Source organism: Moorena sp. SIO4E2 (genome assembly GCF_010671945.1).
Lineage (GTDB): Bacteria > Cyanobacteriota > Cyanobacteriia > Cyanobacteriales > Coleofasciculaceae > Moorena > Moorena producens.
The window spans coordinates 1-24,637 of sequence record NZ_JAAHIE010000053.1; the positions used below are offsets into that span (position 1 = coordinate 1).

Genomic DNA, 24,637 nt, shown 5'->3' on the forward strand with positions numbered 1-24,637 from the left:
CTTGCTTATTTAGCCTATTACCTACAGTACCACAAGAATTGTTGTTTATGTGAGGGGGTGAGCTTACCCCATGGATGAATCGTAGGGGCTTGCGCTCACCCCCTCACACTCCCCGATTTCCGGTCAAGTCCGGAATCTAGGCTAAAGCCTTGGCCTAAACGAACCAAGTCCACCTAAGTGGACTCAAGTTTCTTTCTAGCCTACGGCTACTAACAATGGTGCAAGATATCAGTTAAACCGACTTCAGAAATTTTGGGAGTTTCCGGTTAGCACACCTCATTTGCTGGAATTTCATGGTTGATTTTATAAAAAGTACGAAATAGACCAAAAAAATTACAATTAGCAGGTTTTGTATAAAAATCACTCACTAGTTAAGTTTTACAAGCTCTAGCTATTTAATTAATCTAAGATTGTAGAATATAAGGAAAACGTACTATTTCAGATTCAGAGGTGAGGTAAAGTTATGCCCCGTGGTGGTTATCGAGAAAATAGTGGTCGCAAGCCGAAGTGGAATCTGGGTCAAACGAAAGCAGTAAGGATTCCGGTAGTGATCGCAGATATAATTCTGGAAGTGGCTAAACGACTGGATGACGGGGAGAGTAAAGAGTCGGTGATTATTCCTAAATCAGAAACGACTAAACTCTCTCAATTGACTGAAGAAATAGAGACATCAAAAGCAGACTCAAAAGACTAATTCATGGGGTCTTAATTCAGAACTGAAATACCTATAATTTCCCTCGACAGTAGCTGAGTTGGAAGGCACGCGATCGCTTACCCTACCGAAGCGCACCAATCCCTCAGTTTTTAGTCTGGCAACTTGTACTGTTCTACAATCCGCTTGGCATACTCTGGCACATGTGCCTCTAACTTTTGTGGATGATTGCGCTTTAAATATAAATAGTTGCGGGTGAAGTGGGAGTCAATGGAAAAACGAGCATACTCCAATCCTTTCGGACCAATTTTTTCTATCACCACTCCCATCATTTTTGCTGCCCACATCGGTAAGGTAACTCCCTTGTCATAGGCAGGAATACTCTGTTGCACTGCCTGTTTGCGATCGCCTTTTGACATGACTGGTTGAGTTTCCAACTGGTCTTGCACCAAATCCAACATTTCTTGCCCAATGTCATTACGAACCAGAATCCACTGCCAACCAAAGGGTGCTCCCATGTAACCTACCACTAAATCCGCTAGGGAGTTTACATAATCAAAGCAACTCATACAAGAGGAGGCAAACACATCTTTGAGTTGATTAGTCTTTAAGCCAAAGAAAGGTACTTTCTCAATCGAGCCATCCTCATGTTTAAAGTGAATCCGGAAATCCTGCATAAACTCGTAATGTACCACCGTTTCTGGTGAACGGCTGGTGGTTTCCAGAAATTTTTGCAACCCCTCACGGTTGACATTATCGACACAGGGCGTACCTAAAACATAGAGTTTTTCTAAACCGAGTTCGTTTTGCACTGATCGCAATGCTTGGATTTGGCAGCCAACACCAATTACTAATAATCGCTTCATCCCTGATTGTTCCACTTGCTCTAACACAGAGAGGTTAGGAGACAAGGTAGGCTTATTCACCCGTGCTGCTAACACCTCCTCTGGGGTACGAGCAATGATCGGCATCGGCTGAAAGCGGTCTTCTTCAGTGTTTTGGACACAGACTACACCTTCAACTTTACCCTGCTTGAGCATTTCCATAGCAATGGTACTGACAATTCCTGTCCACTGCGCCCCTTCTATCGGCTTAATCTTCTTAGCCGTGAGCATCTTCTGGTTAACACCAAAGTACCAATCATCTGGATGATCTAGATTGCGACTACGTCCATGGGCTTTTGTTTCCAAGTCAGCTATTTGCTGGTTTAAGAATGCACAAGCTTCCTTGACATAATGGATATAGTATGTATCACAAAGTCCACACTCGCTACACAGTTCCTTGGCAGGGCGTCGGCTACTTGGTTTTAAGGCTCTCGCTTTTTTATGTTTGGCAGGTTGAGGTGTCACTGAAGTCATTTTCTTAACTAATGGTCTATTGTCTCACGATGGTGAGCATTCAGCTGTCAGCTAATGCGCTACAGATGGTGCTACTTGAGGTGCTATCAGCCCTCAGCTTTAATTTGGATCTTGGTTATCGATTCCAACACAATAGACAGCAGTGTTAATGCGTTCGCTTAGCGGCTCAATACTTAGCATCGCATATCTCGATTGCCAACACTGATCGGATTGTCTCTTAATTTTCTCTTATTTGGTACATTTTTACTAAAGCAAGTCATGCGTTCGCGTAGCGTGGCCGTAGGCCAATCCCATGAAGGGGATATAATTAGACCCTCAGCTCAATCAAAGTACCACCGTAGGGGGGCAGGGCGTGCGCCCACCCACCAAGGGAAAAGAAAACCAGAAAAACCCTCCTTTTAGTTACCAAATTCTGCCACCTGAGATTCAGACAGACCTGTTCGATTGGCCACCTGCTCCACCGTCATCCCTTGCTCTAACAAGCTCTGCGCCACCTGCTGCAACTGAGACTCCGCTTGATCAGCCCTTTGTTGTTCTTGATCGGCTCTTTGTTGTTCTTGATCGGCTCTTTGTTGTTCTTGATCAGCTCTTTGCCGTTCTTGTTCAGCTCTTTGTTGTTCTTGTTCAGCTCTTTGTTGTTCTTGATCGGCTCTTTGTTGTTCTTGATCGGCTCTTTGTTGTTCTTGCTCAGCTTTTTCCTCAGAAGTGGGCAGTAACTCCCCATCTAAATTTGCCCAGCGTAACCAAGTTGCTTCGATGCCGTTATAATCACCATGCCAACGCACCAAGCTCAAACCTAATGCTTCAGATACCAGTTGGTTTTGCTGATTAGGTTCTATCGGTTGGTAAACTCTATTTTGGAGATGAAATCCAGCCCAATCATCTGGATTGAAAGGATCAAACCAGAAATACTCTGGCACACGCATCTGATTTTGATAAATCTGCTTTTTCTCGTTTTTGTCACGCTCAGCAGTGCTTGCCGACAAAAGTTCGATAATCACGTCAGGAGCCTTTTCCTCCTCCCAAATCACCCAGCTTCGACGCTCTCCCTTGGGTACATCTAGAGCAACAAAGAAATCTGGTCCTTTATAGTCCTTATTTTTGAGTTGGGCAACGCTGTAGTAAACAAACATATTACCACCGACATAGCCATCCGACCTATTATCTAGCCAAGGCGATAGGGTATAAATGAGCAGATCCATTTGGGCTTTGTGCCGTGCGGTTTCCATTGGTATATCATCGTCACAGGGAAGGTCGGCCTGAGTGGGTGGCGCTGCCACTGCCATTGACTCTATAGTTTTAGAGAGTGTAAGCTCTGACATGGCTCTCCAAAGGTGTTAGTTTACCAAGTTTTGACACTTCTATGTTAATGGGTGCTGCTTCAACGCAAATGGGATCATATTTTGCAGGCTCTGGTTTTGGCGGACGGAAACTCTCCTAGATACCTAGGGAAATCACCCCCATCCCCTGGTCAGTTAATGCTTCTTTACAAAGAAGCCAAATTTTACCTTTGATTGGGTCACTATCCGGCAACTATAAAGCATTCATCCCCTTCTTTGCTGCTGTCTTCAATGCTGCTTTTACCTCCTCAAAAGGCAGGGATTGCCCTAACACCTTCTGATAACTTTGCATTCAGGGGAAAGCACTGATGTATTCACAATTAAAGGTGAGGTAGCCAGAGTCCTCACCAATTTAGATAAACGAGAGATAGTCATTATTGTAACCAAATCGGGAATCGCTCACTGGATCTTCCCAAGGGGCTATCACGTCCTAGGTAAATCCTTTGGGTAACACCAAATCATCCACCACCCTGTAGTTATAGTAGTTTGCGTGTAGGTTAAGTAGACTCCCGACTCCTGACTCCTGACTGCTGAAGCGTTTGACCCACAGGCTTCAGCTTGTCCGGTATTAGCTGTAGAGGCTGAGTGCTGATGACTGTTCGCGTAGCGTGCGCCTAGGGCATTAGCTGAGTGCTCAATGTATAGATGGCTGCGATCGCGTAGCGTAGCCCTTCGGGCTAATCGCTACTTCCTCAAACCTAGACCCATCAGGCTGTTTGACTTTTTCAATGTCACCTTCGGTCTCTTAAAAGTAACGAAGAACTCTATCACTGTTTGCTGGACTTGACCAATAGTGGAGCTAGAGAGTAATTAATTATACAAAGTCGGACTATGTCTTCTGGTATTCACCAATCACCAGCTTAGTGATTAGTAATTAGTCCTTTGTGGCCAGTAACAAGTTTTCTGGTATTCACCCATGACCAGCTTAGTGATTAGTGATTAGTGATTAGTGATTAGTAATTAGTGCTTTGTGGCCAGTAACAAGTTTTCTGGTATTCACCCATGACTAATTACTAATCAATAAAAAACCGCCGCTAGCAATAATAGGGCGGCATGGTTAAGCAATCGGAGGGTAACTCTAGGTTACTTGGTTAATCTAGGATCCTGTTGTAGCAAATTTTACCAAATACCCCTGATTGTCTAGCTTTTACCATAAGCATTAATTGGCTCTTTGATAAGCCGGATATATAAATGCTTAAAGGTAGACCTAATTACTCGAGGCATACCAAAATCAATCGGTTTCATAGTATCAGGTAGTTTCCAATCCCTCACTTGGATTTCTAGAGGTCGATGGTAAGGAAAGTCAATCTCTGCTAAGTCTGGCAACAACCCCAGCCGTTTTTGAGCTGCCAGGGTAGGAACCAGGGCTGGCTCAACATTGAGAATTTCCACTATTGAGCGATCGAGAGCAAAGACATCCTCTGATGCTCCTAAGATCCCCAAATGTCTCGGTTCACCACCAATCGGACCATTCCCTTCCTGACCAATAATGCCATCAATGATAGTCAACTCCGGATTAATCGCCCGTGCTGTTTCCACCAGCATTTCCCCAAAGCGCGTCTCATCCTTACCCGCTTCCATATGCCACCAGGCTTTCATTTTTCCCGGAACACAGCCGAATAAATTCTTGACCCCCATGGTCAAGGTCAACTGCATGTGGGATTTTACCTTCGGTAGGTTAATCACCACATCGGCATTCATGGCCTCTTTAGACAAACGCAGATGATTAAAGGTTTCGCTAGCAGTTTCATAACCCTTGCCGTGGAATTCCACCATAGGGATATCAAGTTCTGTCATCATTGGCAGATAGCCATTCGCCTTAGCCACACCCCTAGCACTCCCAAAGGCTGGGCTATCTCCGAAAAAGGGTTTACCCCCAGCTTCTTTGACTAGTTGAGCCACGCAGTAAACAATTTCAGGGCGAGTGATACATTCTTTACCAGGACGACCAGCAGTAAGTAAATTAGGTTTAAGCAGAACCGAATTACCTTTCTTAACAAAAGCACTCATCCCTCCCAAAGGTTCTAGCAGCCTTTCCAAGGAAGCTCGTAAGAGTTGTGGATTATAGGAATCAGCATGAATTAAACTAACAGTTGGCATAATTTAATAGTTTTGATGTCAGGGGAAAATGATGAATTGTGTATTGTTATACCAATTTTCTGTAAAAGATGTAAACTTATAGTAAACTTGGGGATTGGAAATTTTTCAGCTTGTTTCCCGCCTCCAACAGATAAGTGACATTTTTCAAGAAAATCTGGTATTATTCCTGGAGGAAGTTGCCTATAGTAACAATTGTCTGTTGTAGTCTGAAAATCTTTTACTCTAGGGTGGCAGATTCTTCGATACACACGTAGAATAAGAATACATAGTGCATCTACTGAGTCTTAAATGTATCTACAGCTTGTCAGTTGCGTCTGCGGTCTTGTATCTAGGTTGAGCCTTAAATAATCACTCTAGGTCATGTTTAGGTTGAAAGCGTTATTCAATCGTTTCAGGGTGTATCAGTGAACGCATTTGTCCTATTCCAGGGTTTTAAGGACAGTACCTTGATACAGTAGTGCACTTACCAAACTTTTAAAGGATGTGGATTTTAACAAAATGTTTCTAATTCTCTAACTTACCTAATCCTGAAGTGTTTACTCTCCTTAGGAAGAATGGTTCCTTGTGTCATTCGTTGAATGCCGGGAAGTGTATCTAATCTTTAACCAATAAACGTTTCCGTTGCCGAATTTAAGGCTAGTTTTCAGGAAGATCGGAATTTTCTGTTGAAGCTAAAAATACCTATATCACTGGAGAATACCGATGCTCTGTTGACTGAAACCCTATCTATGGCACGGGTTAATCGCCACTTAAGGCAAAAAAATTTCACATTCAGCCTACGTTGCCAGATTTTACCTGGTTAAAACGTTTTGTACCAAGCAGGCTGAACAGAATAACATAATCAGTCAAACGAGGTGAACACACATGATTAATGTACAGGCTCCTGATTCCATCCTATTTCCACAACCAGGCGTCGGCAAGGTAGAACGTACCATTACCCCGACCAAGCCTGGGCGAGTCAAATTTAAAGCCACATACTGGCCCGCCCGGTTATGTGATCATGATTCCCAAGTTACCCTTGTGCCTGATGAGCAAGTGACTGTGGTGGGCCGACACGGGATTACGTTGCTGGTGGTTCCTGCAGGCTATATTTCCCCTGGCAATTCACCAGAGGATGAACCGGGGGTTCAAGAAGCTAGTCAATCCCAGAGCTTGGGATTGACTCAAAAACTGAGCTCAGTCTTTTCACAACTGTGGCGCTAGAGTTTAATAACCGTAAGCTTATGCGCTACGCGCACGCTGCGCGAACAGCTATCAGCAGTCAGCTTACGTGCTACTGGAAAAGCTTCCCTTTCTCGAAACAGTTAATGTTCTCCTAGCCAGGATAAATCAAGAAAGTTCAGACGTTATATATGTTACATATAACGTCTGAATTTGGGATTTTTTTTCTGGCCAAGCTTGCATCTAAAGCTTGCATCTTATTTCATGTTCGGATAATCACCATTAATCAAAATCTCCTCATCTCCCCATCTCCATCTCCATTTGTAGTCTTAATTTTAAGAATTGGTATAAGTCGGTCGGTTCTCTTGGACTCATCTAACCAAAGACAAATCACAATTGAAGCTTAGTCAATCCATCGCATCTGGACAAAATGGGCTGGACGTCCCCAGATATCAGATGTTTCCCTAATGTCTACAATCGCCAGGTTAAAAGGAATGGCAGTAGTTAAGTATCGTTGCGCTAAGTTCCCCAAATCAGGTGTTAGTTGAGTAGCAGCCACCCCTGCAAAGCCAAGACCCAACAGTTGTTCAATCGGTCCTCGCGGCAGTAACAGATGAACTGCCAACCCTAGTCCAGCACCTAAAAACACTGCTACTGAGAGATTCGTGCCGCAGCGGGGGTGGATAGCCATATTCCATTCTCCCCTAGTCAGTCGCTCTAGGGCAGTGGGTACTGCTCGTCTCAACTCAGCCAAATTTACCTGACCATAGAGATAAAATCCTTGGTCAGTTGATAGTCCTCCTATCGCATTATTATCTGATGGAGGAGTGCTAGGGGTTGCACCAGCACCACTAGCACCATAGCGCTGACTTAGAACCCAGACAGTAGCGTGTTCTAGAGCATGAACCTGACGCACCATGAGAATGTCTTTTAACCCTGGAACGAAATTCAGCTGCCTAAGCAAATCTGTATCCTGTGTCGGTTGAGGGGCTGTAAAATCAAAGTCCCAAAAGTTACTGGTGTTTACGGAAGCAGAATTACTCATGGCAGCAACAACGCAAAAGCAGGTTCATTAATATCAGACACTTTCACTGTAGCATTGTGTCCGATTGAATACTTATCATTCCTAAACATTCAGCTGACTGCTTAAGAATGATAGCTGACTGCTTAGAAAACTTGATCATTCTTAGTTGTTCGTCAATTAACCATTAAAAATTAAATAACAATTAACCATTAACAATAAATATAGCTCCTCGCTGTTCTAGCTCAGGTTGAATTTTATCAGGCAAAACTGCGTTGTACCAAAATTTAGCACCTTGGACATTGGCTTTCTGAAGATTACTACCAAATAGGTTAGTACCCATCAAATTTGTCTGACTCAAGTCAGCATTAGTCAGATCGACGTGACGCAGTTGAGCATAACTGAGTTCACTACCACTGAGGTCTCCATAACTCAACTGAGCATGACTTAATTGAGCATAGCTAAGGTTAGTCTTCCTTAAGCTGGCATAATTCAGAGAAGCACCACGCAGGTGAGCCTGAGTAAGGTTAGCACTATCTAAGTTTACGTGATTGAGATTGCTATGGTTTAGCTTGGCTTGACAGAGGTTGGCTTGACACAGCTTAGGGTTATTCAGGTTAGCTTGCGTCAATTTGGCACCCCTGAGGTTGGCATGATTGAGCTTAGTATGGCGTAAGTCACCTCGATTAAGGTTAGCACCACTAAGGTTGACCCCACTGAGTTTGGCATTTTGCAAACTAGCACCACTAAGGTTGGCATCGCTCAAATCAGCATGTTGTAAGTCAGCATGAACCAGATTAGTCTCGTTCAAACTGGCATTGCTGAGATTTGCTTGCTGTAAATTAGTACGACGTAAATCAGCACCCCTTAGGTTGGTACTACTCAAATCAGCACTATTCAGGTCAGCTGTGATTAACTTGACACCACTAAGATTAGCAGCGCTTAAGTTAGCCCCACTGAGTTTAGCAAGGCTTAAGTCAGCCTGACTTAAATTGGCACCACTAAGATTAGCACCACGCAGGTCAGCAGCCCTTAATTTCGTATTACGTAAATCGGCACCACTAAGATTAGTACCACGCAGGTCAGACCCTTTTAATTGTGGAAATACTCTATAGCTATCCGAAGAAATAACCCTCGGATTATCTGGCTGATCATCTTATCCGATTTTAATTAGATTATATTCAATATTTTGAGTGTAAATCCCTAGAACAATATTGAAAAATTCCCAAAAATTTATCAACCACTAACACTATTGCTCTGGAGAGTTTTCGTAATAGCAAATTATTTGAGCAATACAAACGTCTAGATGTGCTTTGACGTACTTACAAATTAAAACAATTTTGAGCAAAATACTAACAATAGTGAGCGCGTATTATTGAGTTGTTAGTAAAATAAATAGAGGAGATGGTTCCTGACTATCTTCAGTCGTAAAAAGCTCCACTAATCTTCTGAAGGTGCGCAGAATTAAGTCGAGGGTTATAGTTGATTGGTTATAGTCAATGTAGAGTTGATCGATTTTTTGATAAATTTTACTATTTACTATGGCTAAGGATTTATGATTATGTACGTAAATTAATAAATATTTTTTCAGACTTTGCTTAAAGTCTCTATAATTTAAATTTTTAATTTGCTTGACAAAAATACGGGCTTGGTAATTGTAATTACACCATAGCTGTTTAGATTAATTTTTTAAAAAAATATCAATAACTTCGTTTCCTATATTTGTCGGATTATAAGTGTCTTCATGTTTTAAGATAGGGGAATTATAGTGAACTGTATACCTAGCTATATCAAATGTAAATTGGTATTTTAATTGATTGGCTATATCTATAGCAATTTTTCGCTGTTCTATGGGATTTTTATGCTCAAGATATTGAGGAACTAATAAATAAGACGCATAGTGAAAACTCCAATAACCTCTTTTAGCATTTGAATTGATTTCATTAAAAAGCTTTAGTTGATTATATAGAGAATTGAATTTGAACAGCAAGTTGAGACAAACAAGCGACTCCTGAAAAACGTAAAATTGAGAGCAATGACTTTAGCCAATGAGGAATGTAATTTGCCCGGGTGGTCATTACTAGCTATAACCATCTCTGAGAGTACTGTGGAAGTTAATGTAAATTGTGCCCAAGACTGCATCAACGGTTCTATCTTAGGTAACAAATGCCCCAATAAACAATACCTTGCTGAGGCATCCCAGTTCATTAACGGTACTTCATTGGACAAAATGTTAGAGTTGGCAGCGGTGCGACCCCGCGCTTTTTCAAAGCTAAGCGTGAACGCGCACCGTGAGGAAGCACGGCTCAAGAAACTATCTCAACCCCCTAAATGAATGGGTGATTACCGACTTTCCTGAGTAGAAAACTCTCACCCCTAAGCCAAAAGCGCCTGATTCTATGGGAACCTAAGAGAATAAATACAAAAACCTACTATTTTCGCTAAGCCAAAGCAACTAACAGGTTATGCAAACTCTAAGCACACCTCAAAGGGCTGCTACATTACCAGCTTTCGATACTACTATCCACCGCCGTCAAACCCGCCCTGTCAGAGTGGCTAATGTCACTATTGGCGGGGGATACCCGGTGGTGGTGCAATCGATGATTAATGAAGATACCTTAGATATCAATGGTTCCGTTGCTGCTATTCGCCGCTTGCACGAGATTGGTTGCGAGATTGTCCGTGTCACTGTTCCGAGTATGGCACATGCTAAAGCCCTAGCCGAAATCAAAGAGAAACTAGCAGCGACCTATCAATCGGTGCCTCTAGTAGCTGATGTCCATCACAATGGCATGAAAATTGCTCTGGAAGTTGCCAAGCATGTGGATAAGGTGCGGATTAATCCAGGATTGTATGTATTTGAAAAGCCCAAAGCCAATCGCAGTGAATACACTGAAGCTGAATTTGAGGAAATTGGGGAAAAAATTCGGGAAACCCTAGAACCCCTAGTCATTTCCCTCCGTGACCAAGGGAAAGCTATGCGCATCGGAGTCAATCACGGTTCCCTAGCGGAACGGATGCTGTTTACCTACGGTGATACCCCAGAAGGGATGGTGGAATCTGCTCTGGAATTTATTCGTATCTGTGAATCCCTCGATTTCCGCAATTTGGTGATCTCCCTCAAGGCTTCACGGGTACCTGTGATGCTAGCCGCCTATCGCTTAATGGTACGGCGAATGAATCAGTTGGGGATGGATTACCCGTTGCATTTAGGTGTTACTGAAGCCGGGGATGGGGAATATGGACGGATTAAGTCTACTGCTGGTATTGCTACTCTGCTAGCTGAGGGAATTGGTGATACGATTCGTGTCTCTCTTACGGAAGCCCCAGAAAAAGAGATTCCTGTTTGCTACAGTATTCTGCAAGCTCTGGGATTGCGGAAAACTATGGTGGAGTATGTGGCTTGTCCGTCCTGTGGTCGTACTTTATTTAATTTAGAGGAAGTTCTGCATAAGGTGCGGGAAGCTACTAAACACCTCACTGGCTTAGATATTGCTGTGATGGGGTGTATTGTTAATGGCCCTGGGGAAATGGCTGATGCTGACTATGGTTATGTGGGTAAGCAAGCAGGCTATATTTCTCTGTATCGCGGTAAGGAGGAAATTAAAAGGGTACCTGAAGATAAAGGAGTACAGGAATTGATTAATTTAATTAAAGCTGATGGTCGCTGGGTGGATCCTTGATAATTGTTGAATAGAAACTATAAAAAACTATACTTATCACGTAAGCATTCAGCTATCAGCTATCAGCTATCAGCTATCAGCTATCAGCTATCAGCTATCAGCGAACAGCGATTAGCGCTACGCGCACGCTACTTGAGGTGCCAAAGGCCTGTGGCCAAGGTACTGTTCGCGCAGGGTGCGCGTAGTGCAATCGCTGCTTTTGAATACAGCGTTTTTCATAACTATAAGGTGAACAGGATTTTTCCCCACTTCCAACTTCCGTCTTCCGTCTTCTCTGTTGCCTGTTCCTGTGATCCGCTGTTCCCTAAAACCCATGAATCTGTACCTAACTCAATGGAAAACCGCTATAAAATAAGCTGACGGCTGACCGCTGAGGGCACCTCAAGTAGCGTGCGCGTAGCGCATATGCTTACCGATCGCTTATATGAAAATTGGCTTGAGGATTAATCAGCTGATAATCAACAATCACCTCAGTCCCTTTTGCCGTAACAACCCATCAGCCCAAGCTGCATCGGCTTCTGACAACACCGGTACTGGTTCGCGAGTATAATCAATAACAAAGCTATACCCTGAGCGGTCATAAACTCCATCAAATAACTCTTGTAAATTGACAAGGGGTTCAGTATCTTCTGGTTGCAAAGGGAGTGGAAAGGTAGGAATCGAATCTGGCAAATTAAAGGCATATAAATCAGCTTGAGGGCGGCGATGATTTTGACTGACCAGAACTCGATAATGGGTCTGAATGCCATTACTTAAGGTAGGCATAGGTTCCCACTGCCGCAATAAATCAATTTCCACTAAATGGGTTGAACTTCCTAATATAGTTTGACGCTTTCTTTCATACTGATTGCGTCCTTCTCCTGAGCGTTTATTGGTCGGGGAAAGAACTTCAAGCGCTGTCACCAGGTTACTTGTGGCGATCTCCCGTATCTCTAAATGTCCTTGTCTTGATGCAGTCGCTCATGGGGGAAACCCCCAAGACCGCGCTGCATCGCTGCCTAACTTTTTCAGGAATTGGTAAAATAACTTTTGTTGGCTGACTTGGCGCTGAGGCAACAGCAACATTGGTTTGTGTGGGATTGGTTTGTGTGGGATTGGCTGTTGTCTGAGTTAGTTTTACTGCTGCATCGGGAATGCCAACTAGGACTGAATCTGTTCCTATAGTTTGATAGATTCGCTCTTCAATCAGAACTTGATATTTGGGAAGCAGTTGGGGAGCCAAAAAGTCGGCAATTGCAGTAATTAGTCGATGATGAACATTCGGCCAAGCGCTGGGATGCTCTAAATAGGGATCCATTCCTGGAAAAGGAGAAGGAGGCATGATTGTCTTTCCCCAATGCTTTATTGGATAATTATAGCGCTTCTCGCCTTAATTTCAATGAAAAAGTATCAATTAAAAATTGAAAATTAGCAATTAACCCCCTAATCACTCGATCAGCTGATCATGGATTTACCTAGTTTTCTAGTTAGTTGACCAATGCCCGTTGGAGCAATGGCGAGAATCAAGCATCTGACTCATCACCTAACTCTTTGAGTCTAGCTAGCAATTCCTCTACCCGCTTTTCTGCCAATTCTCTTTGTTGCCGTTCAACTTGAGCTTGTTGTTGAGCAGCTTGAGCTCTCTCGTCTGGTGTTGGTACCAATTGCTGATCTTCACTGAAAAACCGTAGTTGGGAATTATGCACACCTAAAAATAATTCCAACTGCTGACTCCACAGCCACCCCTGAGTATTAGGGTCGAGGGGTTGATACTGGCCTCCCATCAGGCGAAATCCCTGGAAATCGAGGGTATCGGGGTGAAACCAGAAATATTCTGGTGTTCTGAAAGTATCTTGGTAGAGGATTTTCTTTAATCCCTTGTCAACTTTAGCTGTACTGTTAGAGAGCAGTTCAATAATCACATTGGGATATTTTCCTTGTTCTGCCCATAATACCCAACTTTTGCGGGGTCGATTTTCCGTACCGAGTACCACAAAAAAGTCGGGTCCTCTAAAGTCTCTGGTGGTAATATGTTCAGGACTGAAATAGATAGTGAGATTCCCAGTAGCATAGAAGTCGCTTCGTTCTCGCCACCACCACTTCAGGCAAGCAAGTAACAGCTCAATTTGATCTCGATGGCGATCGCTTTCCAAGGGCGGTTCATCACTCCATAAATCACATGGTGGAATGATAATACTTTCTGACTCAGCCATTACATTGACTTCCGCAGTGGCTTCTGAATTCTTGGCAACGGTCATAGCACTCACAGGCAAAATCGCTACCTCTAGTTTGACAGCTTTAATCAAAATGGTTAACTCAACCGTTGACTGTAAACCGTCAACTGTCAACAAATCAGGTTTGTTGGGTAAAAGCTGGATAAAAAGCTAGATGCTTTGTAAAAGCTGGATAAATAACTAGGGAATAATTTGGCAAGCAAGCATATAATAGTCAGGATCTAATAACGTTCATCTCACCACAGAGCAACCACTATGCCCCGCCGCGACGATATTCACAAAATCTTGCTCCTCGGTTCTGGTCCGATTGTGATTGGACAAGCCTGTGAGTTTGACTATTCCGGGACTCAGGCTTGTAAGGCACTCCGGGAAGAAGGCTATGAAGTGGTACTGGTAAACTCTAATCCAGCTAGTATCATGACTGACCCAGAAACGGCTGACCGTACCTACATCGAGCCCCTAACCCCAGAAATCGTCGAGAAGGTGATCGAAAAAGAACAACCATGTGCTTTACTGCCAACCATGGGGGGTCAGACGGCTCTGAATATTGCGGTTGACCTAGCGAAGAATGGGGTTTTGGAAAAGCATGGAGTGGAGCTAATTGGGGCAAAGCTAGAGGCGATAGAAAAGGCTGAAGACCGCCTGTTGTTCAAGGAAGCAATGGAAAGGATTGGGGTAGGGGTCTGTCCTTCGGGAATTGCGAATAATCTCAAAGAGGCTAAAGCGATCGCACAAAAAATCGGCTCTTACCCGCTGATTATTCGCCCGGCTTTTACCCTGGGGGGTAGTGGTGGTGGCATTGCCTATAACAAAGAAGAATACGAAACAATGGCTCAGGGGGGTTTGGATGCTTCGCCAGTGTCTCAAATCCTGGTGGAACAGTCTTTGTTGGGCTGGAAGGAGTATGAGTTAGAGGTGATGCGAGATTTGGCAGATAATGTAGTAATTATCTGCTCCATTGAAAATGTTGACCCGATGGGGATTCATACTGGGGATTCGATTACTGTTGCTCCCGCTCAAACCCTGACGGATAAGGAATACCAACGGTTGCGGGATTACTCGATTAAAATTATTCGGGAGATTGGGGTTGAAACCGGGGGGTCAAATATTCAGTTTGCTGTGAATCCCATCAATGGCCAGGTCATTGTAATTGAGATGAATCCTCGGGTTTCCCGCAGTTCTGCCCTAGCCTCGAAAGCAACAGGGTTCCCGATTGCTAAGTTTGCTGCTAAATTAGCCGTGGGATATACCCTCGATGAAATTCCCAACGATATTACTAAACAAACTCCTGCTTCCTTTGAACCAACTATTGACTATGTGGTAACTAAGGTACCCCGCTTTGCCTTTGAGAAGTTTCCCGGTAGTAAACCAATCCTTACTACTCAAATGAAGTCAGTGGGAGAAGCAATGGCGATTGGACGGACGTTTCTAGAATCGTTTCAGAAAGCGTTGCGCTCCCTGGAAACTGGACGGTTCGGGTGGGGATGCGATCGCAAAGAGAAGCTGCCATCTCTCGAACAAGTGCGCTATGGTTTACGAACCCCGAATCCAGAACGTATCTTCACGGTGGGTCATGGTTTGATGCTAGGGATGACCCGAGAAGAAGTACAGGAACTCACAGGAATTGACCCCTGGTTTTTGGATAAGTTGCTGGAATTGCTGGAAACGTCAAAATTCCTCAAACGTACGCCATTGGAAACCTTGAACAAAGAACAGTTATGGGCAGTCAAACGTCAGGGATTTAGCGATCGCCAAATTGCTTTTGCTACCAAGACCTCGGAAGATCAGGTGCGTCAATACCGTAAGCATCTAGGAGTAGTACCAGCATATAAGCTAGTAGATACCTGTGCAGCAGAGTTTGAGGCATTTACACCTTATTATTACTCCACTTATGAAGAAGAGTCGGAAGTAATACCTTCGGATCAGCGGAAGGTGATGATTTTAGGTGGGGGACCAAACCGGATTGGTCAGGGAATTGAGTTTGACTATTGCTGTTGTCATGCATCTTATGCTCTGAGTAAGCAGGGGTTTGAGACAATCATGGTCAACTCCAACCCAGAGACAGTTTCTACAGATTATGATACAAGCGATCGCTTATATTTTGAGCCCCTGACCAAAGAGGATGTACTCAATATTATTGAGGCGGAAAATCCGGAAGGGATTATTGTTCAATTTGGGGGACAGACACCGCTTAAGTTAGCAGTGCCGTTGCAAGAAGCCTTGAAGGTTAGCAGGTTGAAGGTTGGCAACCAACAACTGGTAACCCAAATTTGGGGAACCTCTCCCGACTCAATCGACGTAGCTGAGGATCGGGAGCGGTTTGAGAAGATTTTGCGGAAGTTAGATATTAAGCAGCCACCCAATGGAATTGCTCGCAGTTATGGGGAAGCACTAGAGGTGGCCAAGCGGATTAGTTATCCAGTGGTGGTGCGTCCGTCTTATGTGTTGGGGGGACGGGCTATGGAAATTGTCTATTCCGATGAGGATTTGAAACGCTACATGAAGTTTGCGGTGCAGGTGGAACCAGAGCATCCAATTCTGATTGATAAGTTTTTAGAGAATGCAGTAGAGGTAGATGTGGATGCGATCGCAGATCATACTGGTCGGGTAGTGATTGGTGGCATCATGGAACACATCGAACAGGCAGGGATTCACTCCGGGGACTCCGCTTGTTCTTTACCCCACACCTCTCTAACACCCGTTGCTTTGGAAACTATGCGCACTTGGACTTACCAGCTGGCCAAAGCTTTGAAGGTGGTGGGGTTGATGAATATTCAATTTGCGGTGCAGGGGGAAACCGTTTACATTCTCGAAGCCAATCCCAGAGCATCCCGAACAATTCCCTATGTTTCCAAGGCAACAGGGGTACCCCTGGCGGGGTTAGCATCTCGGGTTATGTCCGGTGAGACCTTGGAATCCCTTGGGTTGACTGAAGAAGCTAGCCCTAAGCACATTGCAGTCAAAGAAGCGGTATTGCCCTTTGAGAAATTTCCTGGTACAGACACCCTCCTCGGACCAGAAATGCGTTCTACTGGGGAAGTAATGGGGATTGACACAGATTTTGGTAAGGCATTTGCTAAAGCAGAATTAGCAGCTGGTCAGCGTTTACCCCTGTCTGGCACAGTATTCGTTTCTACCAATCACCGAGACAAGCAAAATGTAGTACCAGTGGCGAAAGACTTTATCGAGTTGGGATTCGAGCTGGTGGCAACCGATGGGACTCGCAAGGTGCTGCAAGAGCATGGACTGGATGTAGAGTTGGTGTTAAAACTCCATGAAGGACGTCCCCATGTCTTGGATTGGATTAAGAATCAAAAGATTCAGCTAATTATTAATACCCCTTCTGGAGAAGATGCCTATGCCGATGGGCTGTTAATTCGTCGAACAGCATTAGGCTATAAGATTCCGATTGTGACTACAATTGCTAGTGCTAAAGCCACAGCAGCCGCAATTCGTTCACTACAGTCGCAACCACTGGGAGTTAAAGCTCTACAGGATTATATCACGAATTAGCTTTTGTGTAAGCTATCAGCTATTAGCTATCAGCTATCAGCATATGCTTAAGGTTTTGCTCTCATAGGAGGTAGTGGTATACAAGTAGTGATTTTAGCTTCCGTTACTTTGACCAGACCCTAGCCAAATCACTACATGCTTATCACTACCGTTCTCCTGAAACCCTCTTTAGAGGATATATCCCAAGTTTTTTGATACTGAATTTTGCCCCCCTAGCCCCCCAACTTTGGGGGGAACAAGAGTCAATTTGCTTCTAAAAGTCCCCCAAAATTGGGGGATTTAGGGGGCTTGGATGTAGCAAATGAGACTTCTCAGACAACCTCTTATTATTGCCTATTGCCTATTGCCTTTTGCCTTTTACCTGAAAAGCATAAGCAATGTCGCTAAAACGTTGTTGACTCAACTAACAACCTAATTTTCCCAATCTTGGCTAGTATCACACAAAAAAGTATCCTGAATCACCTCATCAAAGGAATAAAGACAAGCTTCTGGGAACGTTCGTATTGGCAAATTAGTTTCTCGCAAAGCCAAATCAACACCTGCTTCTTGACATCTCCCCCACTTAAAAGAGGGGGATTCTCAAAGGATGTTACGCGGTAGGGTGAACCCGTACCGCTCCACCTTTGTTTCGATATGATTTAGACAGATCAGTGAATAAATCGTATCTATGTGGGAGTGTCAAAGCTCCCCTAACCACCTTAGTCAAGTCGAATGACTGTGTGGTTACTTTGCGGATAATGTTGGCAGCGCCGTTACAATCGGCGTTGATAAACTTCCCGGAAGCAGTCCTGTAAAGTCCGCGTCTAACTCTTTTACCAGAGGGTTTCCATCCTTCGGGTTTTTCACCTATTTTCGGCAAGGAATCACCATCCAAAAAAGACGCTTTACTGGTGTAAGACTCTTCAGTAATTATTAGATTTATTCCGTACTCAGTACAGAGCTGCTTAATTCTTTCGATTAACCTTTTAGTGGGAATGGCTACAAACTGCTGATTGCCTTTCTTTCCCATGTTGGAACAGTTTTTTTGCCCTTCATTCCAACCAAATACCAGGTTTCCTATTCCATCATGCAGACATCTATTAACAATAAACCGAGCTGCTTTGTTGATTGCATCTCGCATTTGGTTGTTGCGTTTCAGCTGGATTCTATCTAAATGGGAATCCCAGTATTTTTCTGATTTACCAGATTTGTGCTTGGCTACTAACCGGCAATATCCTTGGTTCATGGACTTGAGCTTTCGACCGTCAATAATAAATCCTTTTCCCAATGTCGAAACGCAGGTCAACCAATTATCGCCACCGTGATCTATTCCGATCGCCTGAGAGTAATCAAGACTTGGATTATCGGTTACTGGTTGCTTCCCATCATCAATCACCCAATCTATCCACAATTGTCCATAGCAAGGACGAATTGTCACTTCTTTGACCCAGTCAGGGTCTATAAACTGAGGAGGATATAAGACTATCTGTGTCAGTAGTTCCGGTTTGCTTTCTTTACTGACAGAGGGATAAAACAATCCTTTCTTATAGGTAAGAGCTTGTCGAGGAAAGGTAACAGCAGCCAATCCTCCAGATTTTCTGTACCTAGGGAACCTAGGTCTATCTATTTGACCCTTGTAGTAAAGCCCGACAAGTTGATTGTAACTAGTAATTGCCTCACCTACAGTTTTTAAAGTTTGTTGAGCAGACTGAGCAGCCATTCCCTTGTAGTGAGGAGACATTTTTAAGGCTTTATCTAATTCAGGATATTTAGTAGTGCATTTGTATGTTTTCCACCCAGCTCTTAGTTCATCTCCACGCCAGTAAGTAGAGTAAGCTCCCTGTTCCTCAAGCCATTTGTAATGTTTATGTTTTGCATAATAAATGGCGCAATTAAACAGACTGTTGGCTTGTCGGCATTGAAATTCCCAAAAAGCCCTTTCTTCTTCTGAAAATGTCGCTCTGACAGGAATTGTCTTGTACAATTTGCATCACCTCCTTGTCTACTATTATCATTGCTACTACAGGTCTCGTCAAAAGAAGTCCGGGTAAATGGCAAAATTATCTCACAAAGATTATGAGTACCGTCGAACCGAAGGATCGGTCTCATCAATTAATTATCATTTCGTCTTTGTTCCAAAACGCCGAAAGGCTGTACTCGTAGATCATGTAGCCCGACAGCTTCAGGAAATAATATTTGATTTGGTTTCTGAACATGCCTGGAAGTTGATCGCAAAGCGAGATAATGCCTGACCACGTTCATCTATTTCTTAACGCACCAACCCATGAATCTCCTGCTGAGATAGCCCGGTGGGTAAAAGGTCGAGCATCTCATCACCTGCGGAAAGAATTTCCTAACCTCAAAAAACTGCCCTCATTGTGGACTCCGACCTATTTTGTGGCCTCAACAGGTCAAGTCAGCACTGAGGTGGTCAAAAAGTATATAGAAAGTCAAAAAGGGAAATAGCCAGGACACTTTAAGGGGGTTAACCCCGTCTCTGTTTTTCATCCCCGGGCTAAAGCCACAGGGTTCTCAAATTTCAGGAAGTTTTGATAGCCATCCATCATTGCTTCCGACCGGCGAGACTTTAAGCTGGGGTTTTGCCGTAAATGCCGTTTAATTGCCCGACGTTGTTCTCGAATACTCAAAAACCAACTGCGGCTACGATTCTCTGGCTGATACTGCCACTTCAGCAGATGACCAAGCAGAACGCAAAGGCGACTTACTAATTCCCGATATTCCTGTCTTCCCAATGCTTGAATTTCTTCCTCCAGATGCTGCCAATCAAGCTCAGAAAATTGCTTGTGCTTCAGTGCTTGGGCCTGCTGTTGAGTCCAAGCATAAAAGTCTTGCTGGTATAGGGATGGTTTATCCATACATTTGAAAAAGTTATTACAGTTTTTTACATTATCCAAAATACCTATATATTTTATATTTTATTCTCTCTTGCCTTTTGCCTCTTGCCTTTTGCCTAAAGTAGTATGTTTACAACTCGAATTAAAATGCTATAGCTGGAACAATCTTATCCATTATCAACCTTTATCCACCTTACACGATAAGTCACACTATAATTCTTCCCATAACTCAATCGTTGCCATCAAAATATTCACAAGTGGGTGGTCTATAGCTTCTTTAAAGGCTTCAAATCCTCCAGCTTTCAAGGCATTGATTACCTTACCTTTCAGGGTAGGGTTACTGTTGATTTGTTCAGCGACCTCAGCTACAACTGTTAATTTTTCAATTTCGGTTGTGGTTGCTTTGGTTTGTGAGAGTTGGTTTAGGAGTTGCTGAATCTCTGCTGCTGCCTCTGCCAAATTTTGTTTTTGGGTTGGGGCATAGTAGTGCTGAGTGCCAACTATTTGGCTGTCATTGGCTGTTCCCGCGTAAGCAAAACCGATTGAGGAATTTCTCTGGTCTATGTTGAATCTATGCTCGTTGAATGTATGCTCTTCTGATATAGGTTGATTCTCTACTTTGGCTGCGAAATCAATAGCATTATGAATAGGTCTGTTAGCCTGGAGCTTTATGATTTCCATTAGGTTTGCATTTTGCTCACGATAAATCGTTATTGCGTTATCCTTAGCCTTTAATTCAGCTCGATATTTTTCTTCGACTGCTTTAAGTGCTAACTCATAGTGCTGCTTGAAATCATTTTTAATTTCAGCTTTCTTGAATTCCTTAGGTGTATTTATGTGAATCACGAAAGTACCATTACCCTGATTCTCAATAGCTTGAATCCCTAACTCCTCTGCCCCGCTTTCAACTTTTATATTCTGGAATGAGGTGACAAATTCCTGCCAATTAACTCCATAAAGGAAAATCAAATCAAGAGTTTCTAAAGCCTTTTGAAATAACTTACTAAATTCTCCTGTAGTAAAGTTACCGCTATAGGGACGACGCTCTTGTTGAGAATCTCGCAGATAAACATAAGCACAAATTATGCCATCAAGATTTGTAGCACTATTGATATTCCAGTCTTGTATACAAGCCCCAGTCAATAATGCTTGTTCAAAGTTAGTATTCAATGCTTGAACTGCCGTTAGATGAGCTCCAGTCAGATTGGCTTTACTGAGATTAGCGTGACTGAGATGAGCTCCAGTTAGATTGGCTCCACTAAGATTAACATTACTAAGATGAGCTCCAGTCAGATTAGCTCCAGTCAGATTGGCTCCACTAAGATTAACGTTACTAAGATTAGCTCCAGTCAGATTAGCTCCAGTTAAATTTTTTTTAATGAGCTCTGGAACTAACTCAGTGTTTCTTGCCCTCCACTGATTCCAAGCTTCTAGTCTTTTTTGGTATAAAATAAGGTCTTCGTTCTTGGCTTGCTGCTGAGTGATAAAGCTAATCGGAGCAAGATCATTCCAAGTGGGAGGCAATTCTGCGGGATTCTGGAACAAAACTGGCAACCAACTAGCACAAGGGAAATCATTCTCTAATCCTTGCAATTGTTCCCGTGCTTCCCTTACTGAAATATATAACGATTGTCCCTGTGAAAATGACTTAAGAAATCCCTTTAAAAACTCCTCAGCCACTAGATCGGGTACTGGCTCTCGCATCACAATAACTTGGGGGATGTGTAAGTCAGTTAAACTTTGTGCTAAACCTAGCCCATCACAAGAGTTAAAAATAGCTATCTTTAATCCCCGTTCAATTGAGGCTTTTAAAGCATTTTTTAAATCACTAATTATTAAGCTATCTGTTCGGTTAATAGAAATATAGCCACTCTTGCCATCTACTTGGCTGTAACTATGCCCAGAAAAAAAGAGGATATCCCAGCCTTTATTGTCCCATAGTGCCCTATCTAATTCCAGGCGTAACGGCTCAACCAGAAACGTAATTTCTGTATTCGGTAAATGTTCTAGTAATTCTCGGTCTTTTTCAAGATTAATTCCGTCACTGTTTCCCAAAACAGCTAAAATTCTCACCCTATCCTTACTCATAGACGAGATAGGGGGCTTAATTTTATCAACTTTATCATAGGTTAATTCCCCCAAAGCCACCTCAGCCTTCCGGTAATAATCAAAAATGTCCCACAGATGCCAAGGGATTCGTCGTAACTGAATATTTTCCACTTGGATAATTACGCGAATTTCATCAGAAGGACTTAAATTTTTAAGAAATGCCTCTTTGATGACACGAAAATCTTCAGAATTAAGCCAAGTATTTAGACTTTTTTCCAAATTTCTGGATAATTGGCGAAACTGATCGATACTGATGATAGAAGTGTTTAGCTGTGTTTTTTTATTCAAAGAGCGTACAGAAAAGCCTAGGTTTTGATATATTGAATACCAGCGCTTATGGAGTTTTGCCAATTCTGGTGCTGGGGGCAATTTTCCTAGTATTTCTATTGATGGAAGAGCACGCTCATCTCCAATTTTTAGAGTAGCTGAAAAAGCAGTTTCCAGGTTTCCCTCTCCTAGATTTATTACAACTAATTTACCCATTTCCATTTTATAATTATAAAAACTTAACAACTACACCATAAATAAATATGTATAACTGAACTTATCATAGTCTATTTTAACGCTGAATTTATCTCCATAATCAGCCCTAAACCTTAGCTGGATGCCAAGATCACCAAGTTGTGATTGTGCTTCTATAAAAGTTTCAGATAAGTCATAATCAAGTACAACCAACTTGGTATTTTCTGGTAAATCGTTTGGGTTGCTGATAGCATATAGCTGTAGCAGAATATCTACTTCATTATTACTTTCTATAGCCACATGGACGACTAAAGCCATCTGGCATCCATTATCCCAGGTAATTTTTTTAACTCGATTGACTCCTTTTATGTGCCTAGGAGCATCTCTATAAGAATATTGTATTCTTCCTAAAATATCTTCCCATGGATACCAGTTTTCTTGCTCAGCATCATAAAAGTCATTGCGCAACCAATTGTTCAATTTTACTGGCTTCTGATCAAGTTCAGTCTGCCAGGGATTTAGGAGTGAGGTTTCAGGTTCTACCTTTAGCTCATAAATTGGCTCATAACGATGAAAGGAGTCTTCTAATGGCTGACGATCTAACACTTGCTCGACTGACAAAACTGGAAAACTAGAGCCAATATAATTTAATTTTTGAGCATTTAAGGTTACCAAGGCTTCCAGATTATTAGCGATTGCATAAACCAACTCTTCAGCAACTTCAAAACCTGTAAGCTCTATCAGGTCGTATAATCGATCTTTCTCTAAGATGGTGTAATCGACAGAGCATTCCTTTAGAATTCCCATTACCATAGAGAAAATTTCTCTAGCATCTTTTTCCCCCCTCAGGATTTTGGCGTAATAAAAGAATTTAGCTACAGTCGCTTTGGCAACATAGCCCTCCATGCGCTGGGATTCAATAATTTCCAACAACTTTAGCGTCTGTTCTGAAAACGACTCTTGCTCGATCAGGAGACACATCAAGACACTTAAACCTACCAAAACCCTCATGATTGAACATCTATAGCAGTTTTCAAATGAACACACCCATTGAATCTTGGTTACAGCAACAGCTCATTCTCAGCTTACCCCCTCCCCTAATCAAGGATGGGGGCTATTCAAGTCAAAACCGCTGTATGCATCTTGTTACTAAATTTAGTAGTCCCTGAATTGAGAGTCTTGCGGAATCTCGGGGTTGACTGAAGACTGTTTACCTTTTACTAGGTTACGCAATCGCGCTGATTTAGACCCCTTTGATAGAGAAGACCGAGGTTTACGGCTGCTTGGCTCCTGATCCAGTACCTGGTTTAGATTCTCGTTCATCTCCAGGAATAACTCTTGCAATTCATCCAGACGCCTCTCTACATGGGAGTCAGTCTTAGGTACAGTGGATCCTCCCAGGGATTGAGCAACTCCTTGAATCGCAAGTGCGAGATCAGTAACATTGGTTTGTTTTCTGAGGTTCTCAACGGAGGATTCTACTACTGTTAAACGTTCTTCTACTGAGTCATCGGTTTCCAAACCCTGTCTCAGCAGTCTGTTGATTAACTCTGTCACTGAAATGCCCTTCTCCTCAGCGCGGTCTTTGAGGGCTTGTGCTAGGTCTTCAGATAGTCTGAAGCTAACTAGTTTCCTAGACATAACAATTTATTCACATTAACTAGTGATATACGTATTATAGCTTTTTTGGTAGCTAGTGATATATGTATTATAGCTGCTTGCTGATCAGTAATTACTATAATATCGTTCCTATAACCCAGTTAATATAGGGATTTAAGCTATTTTCAAAAAGATATCCCCGACGTCAGCCTTTCTGCTAGTGGCCAAATGTGATATACATATGATATACAAAAGATGTACATTATTTAAGCTGCCCACATGAAACCTGCGACTCTAAGAGACTTTTTCAGAAAAGTGAGAACTCCGATAGCGGTAGTGAGCGCAATACTTGTCGGAGTTAACGCTGGGGTTCAAATTTACCAAAATTTAGATTTAAATAGTCAAATCCAGGAGATTATCAACAAAACCTGGGATCATAGTGAGTCTTCTGCTGAGACAAGCAGGAAAGATACAGACTTTCCTGGATATCGAGGTCCTAAATCCTGAAGAAGCTACGGAAATTCGTAACCTGCCCACCTAGCGGCAAGGGGAATGGGTCGATGAGGGTGACGAGAGTGTCTGACAGAATGTA

At 42.9% G+C, this 24,637-nt stretch carries 17 protein-coding genes and 5 pseudogenes; 8 read left to right on the forward strand and 14 right to left on the reverse strand.

The genetic code is table 11. From position 1 onward, the window contains the following. The first annotated feature begins 463 nt into the window (after positions 1–463). Entirely contained in the window at positions 464–694 is a 231-nt protein-coding gene (locus F6K37_RS08825) for a hypothetical protein (RefSeq protein WP_008187955.1), read from the forward strand. Positions 695–804: 110 nt separating this feature from the next. Here F6K37_RS08825 and F6K37_RS08830 read toward each other — a convergent pair whose 3' ends face one another. Then, positions 805–2,010: a Coenzyme F420 hydrogenase/dehydrogenase, beta subunit C-terminal domain gene (locus F6K37_RS08830; RefSeq protein WP_008187956.1), complete on the reverse strand. Its 1,206-nt coding sequence runs from the start codon at positions 2,008–2,010 to the stop codon at positions 805–807. Between the two features lie 11 nt (positions 2,011–2,021). Between F6K37_RS08830 and F6K37_RS08835 the strand changes: the two genes are divergently transcribed. Then, the gene (locus F6K37_RS08835) at positions 2,022–2,159 is read left to right on the forward strand and encodes a hypothetical protein (protein ID WP_287249593.1); all 138 of its coding nucleotides are present in this window, start codon (positions 2,022–2,024) and stop codon (positions 2,157–2,159) included. A gap of 249 nt (positions 2,160–2,408) precedes the next feature. On the opposite strand, the gene F6K37_RS08840 is transcribed toward F6K37_RS08835, so the two are convergent. After that, positions 2,409–3,332 (reverse strand): Uma2 family endonuclease, encoded by a 924-nt coding sequence (locus F6K37_RS08840; RefSeq protein ID WP_044494600.1) that lies wholly within the window; start codon positions 3,330–3,332, stop codon positions 2,409–2,411. Positions 3,333–4,490: 1,158 nt separating this feature from the next. Further along, entirely contained in the window at positions 4,491–5,450 is a 960-nt protein-coding gene (locus F6K37_RS08845) for an Npun_F2552 family protein (protein WP_008187959.1), read from the reverse strand. 864 nt (positions 5,451–6,314) lie between these two features. Here F6K37_RS08845 and F6K37_RS08850 point away from each other — a divergent pair. Continuing rightward, on the forward strand, positions 6,315–6,653 hold the full coding sequence (locus F6K37_RS08850; protein WP_287249597.1) for an NfeD family protein: 339 nt from the start codon (positions 6,315–6,317) through the stop codon (positions 6,651–6,653). Between the two features lie 361 nt (positions 6,654–7,014). Here the strand turns inward: F6K37_RS08850 and F6K37_RS08855 are convergent, their stop codons facing one another. The 3 genes and pseudogenes from F6K37_RS08855 to F6K37_RS45435 form a co-directional block, all read right to left on the reverse strand. Further along, positions 7,015–7,656 (reverse strand): DUF6391 domain-containing protein, encoded by a 642-nt coding sequence (locus F6K37_RS08855; RefSeq protein WP_008187961.1) that lies wholly within the window; start codon positions 7,654–7,656, stop codon positions 7,015–7,017. Between the two features lie 181 nt (positions 7,657–7,837). Then, on the reverse strand, positions 7,838–8,761 hold the full coding sequence (locus tag F6K37_RS08860) for a pentapeptide repeat-containing protein (RefSeq protein WP_081431919.1): 924 nt from the start codon (positions 8,759–8,761) through the stop codon (positions 7,838–7,840). 120 nt (positions 8,762–8,881) lie between these two features. Then, positions 8,882–9,292: pseudogene (locus tag F6K37_RS45435) on the reverse strand (Sll1247 family protein); the annotation flags it as partial. A 375-nt stretch (positions 9,293–9,667) separates the two neighbouring features. Here F6K37_RS45435 and F6K37_RS08865 point away from each other — a divergent pair. The 3 genes from F6K37_RS08865 to F6K37_RS08875 all read left to right on the forward strand — a co-directional run bounded on the left by F6K37_RS08865 (position 9,668) and on the right by F6K37_RS08875 (position 11,675). Next, positions 9,668–9,967, forward strand: coding sequence for a hypothetical protein (locus tag F6K37_RS08865; RefSeq protein ID WP_008187964.1), 300 nt, complete (start codon positions 9,668–9,670; stop codon positions 9,965–9,967). A gap of 130 nt (positions 9,968–10,097) precedes the next feature. Continuing rightward, positions 10,098–11,315, forward strand: coding sequence for a (E)-4-hydroxy-3-methylbut-2-enyl-diphosphate synthase (gene ispG, locus F6K37_RS08870; RefSeq protein WP_287249601.1), 1,218 nt, complete (start codon positions 10,098–10,100; stop codon positions 11,313–11,315). Positions 11,316–11,321: 6 nt separating this feature from the next. Continuing rightward, entirely contained in the window at positions 11,322–11,675 is a 354-nt protein-coding gene (locus tag F6K37_RS08875; protein WP_287249604.1) for a hypothetical protein, read from the forward strand. 105 nt (positions 11,676–11,780) lie between these two features. Here F6K37_RS08875 and F6K37_RS45440 read toward each other — a convergent pair. Next, positions 11,781–12,636: pseudogene (locus F6K37_RS45440) on the reverse strand (DUF4058 family protein). Positions 12,637–12,817: 181 nt separating this feature from the next. Beyond that, positions 12,818–13,552: a Uma2 family endonuclease gene (locus tag F6K37_RS08885; protein WP_287249622.1), complete on the reverse strand. Its 735-nt coding sequence runs from the start codon at positions 13,550–13,552 to the stop codon at positions 12,818–12,820. Positions 13,553–13,783: 231 nt separating this feature from the next. On the opposite strand from F6K37_RS08885, the gene carB reads away from it, so the two are divergent. Then, positions 13,784–17,041, forward strand: a complete 3,258-nt coding sequence (gene carB, locus F6K37_RS08890) for a carbamoyl-phosphate synthase large subunit (protein ID WP_287249607.1) — start codon at positions 13,784–13,786, stop codon at positions 17,039–17,041. Positions 17,042–17,452: 411 nt separating this feature from the next. Here carB and F6K37_RS08895 read toward each other — a convergent pair. Together F6K37_RS08895 and F6K37_RS08900 are read right to left on the reverse strand one after the other, a co-directional pair. Next, positions 17,453–17,587: pseudogene (locus F6K37_RS08895) on the reverse strand (DUF29 family protein); the annotation flags it as partial. Between the two features lie 43 nt (positions 17,588–17,630). Beyond that, positions 17,631–19,004, reverse strand: coding sequence for an RNA-guided endonuclease InsQ/TnpB family protein (locus F6K37_RS08900; RefSeq protein ID WP_287249610.1), 1,374 nt, complete (start codon positions 19,002–19,004; stop codon positions 17,631–17,633). A 67-nt stretch (positions 19,005–19,071) separates the two neighbouring features. Here F6K37_RS08900 and tnpA point away from each other — a divergent pair. Then, positions 19,072–19,486, forward strand: a pseudogene (gene tnpA / locus F6K37_RS08905) (IS200/IS605 family transposase). Between the two features lie 83 nt (positions 19,487–19,569). On the opposite strand, the pseudogene F6K37_RS08910 reads toward tnpA, so the two are convergent. The 4 genes and pseudogenes from F6K37_RS08910 to F6K37_RS08925 all read right to left on the reverse strand — a co-directional run. Next, positions 19,570–19,896: pseudogene (locus F6K37_RS08910) on the reverse strand (DUF29 domain-containing protein); the annotation flags it as partial. 189 nt (positions 19,897–20,085) lie between these two features. Continuing rightward, positions 20,086–22,467, reverse strand: coding sequence for a pentapeptide repeat-containing protein (locus F6K37_RS08915; RefSeq protein WP_287249616.1), 2,382 nt, complete (start codon positions 22,465–22,467; stop codon positions 20,086–20,088). Between the two features lie 30 nt (positions 22,468–22,497). Then, positions 22,498–23,376 (reverse strand): DUF1822 family protein, encoded by an 879-nt coding sequence (locus F6K37_RS08920; RefSeq protein WP_287249618.1) that lies wholly within the window; start codon positions 23,374–23,376, stop codon positions 22,498–22,500. Positions 23,377–23,601: 225 nt separating this feature from the next. Beyond that, positions 23,602–24,087, reverse strand: a complete 486-nt coding sequence (locus F6K37_RS08925) for a ribbon-helix-helix protein, CopG family (protein WP_071106120.1) — start codon at positions 24,085–24,087, stop codon at positions 23,602–23,604. Between the last annotated feature and the right edge of the window lie 550 nt (positions 24,088–24,637).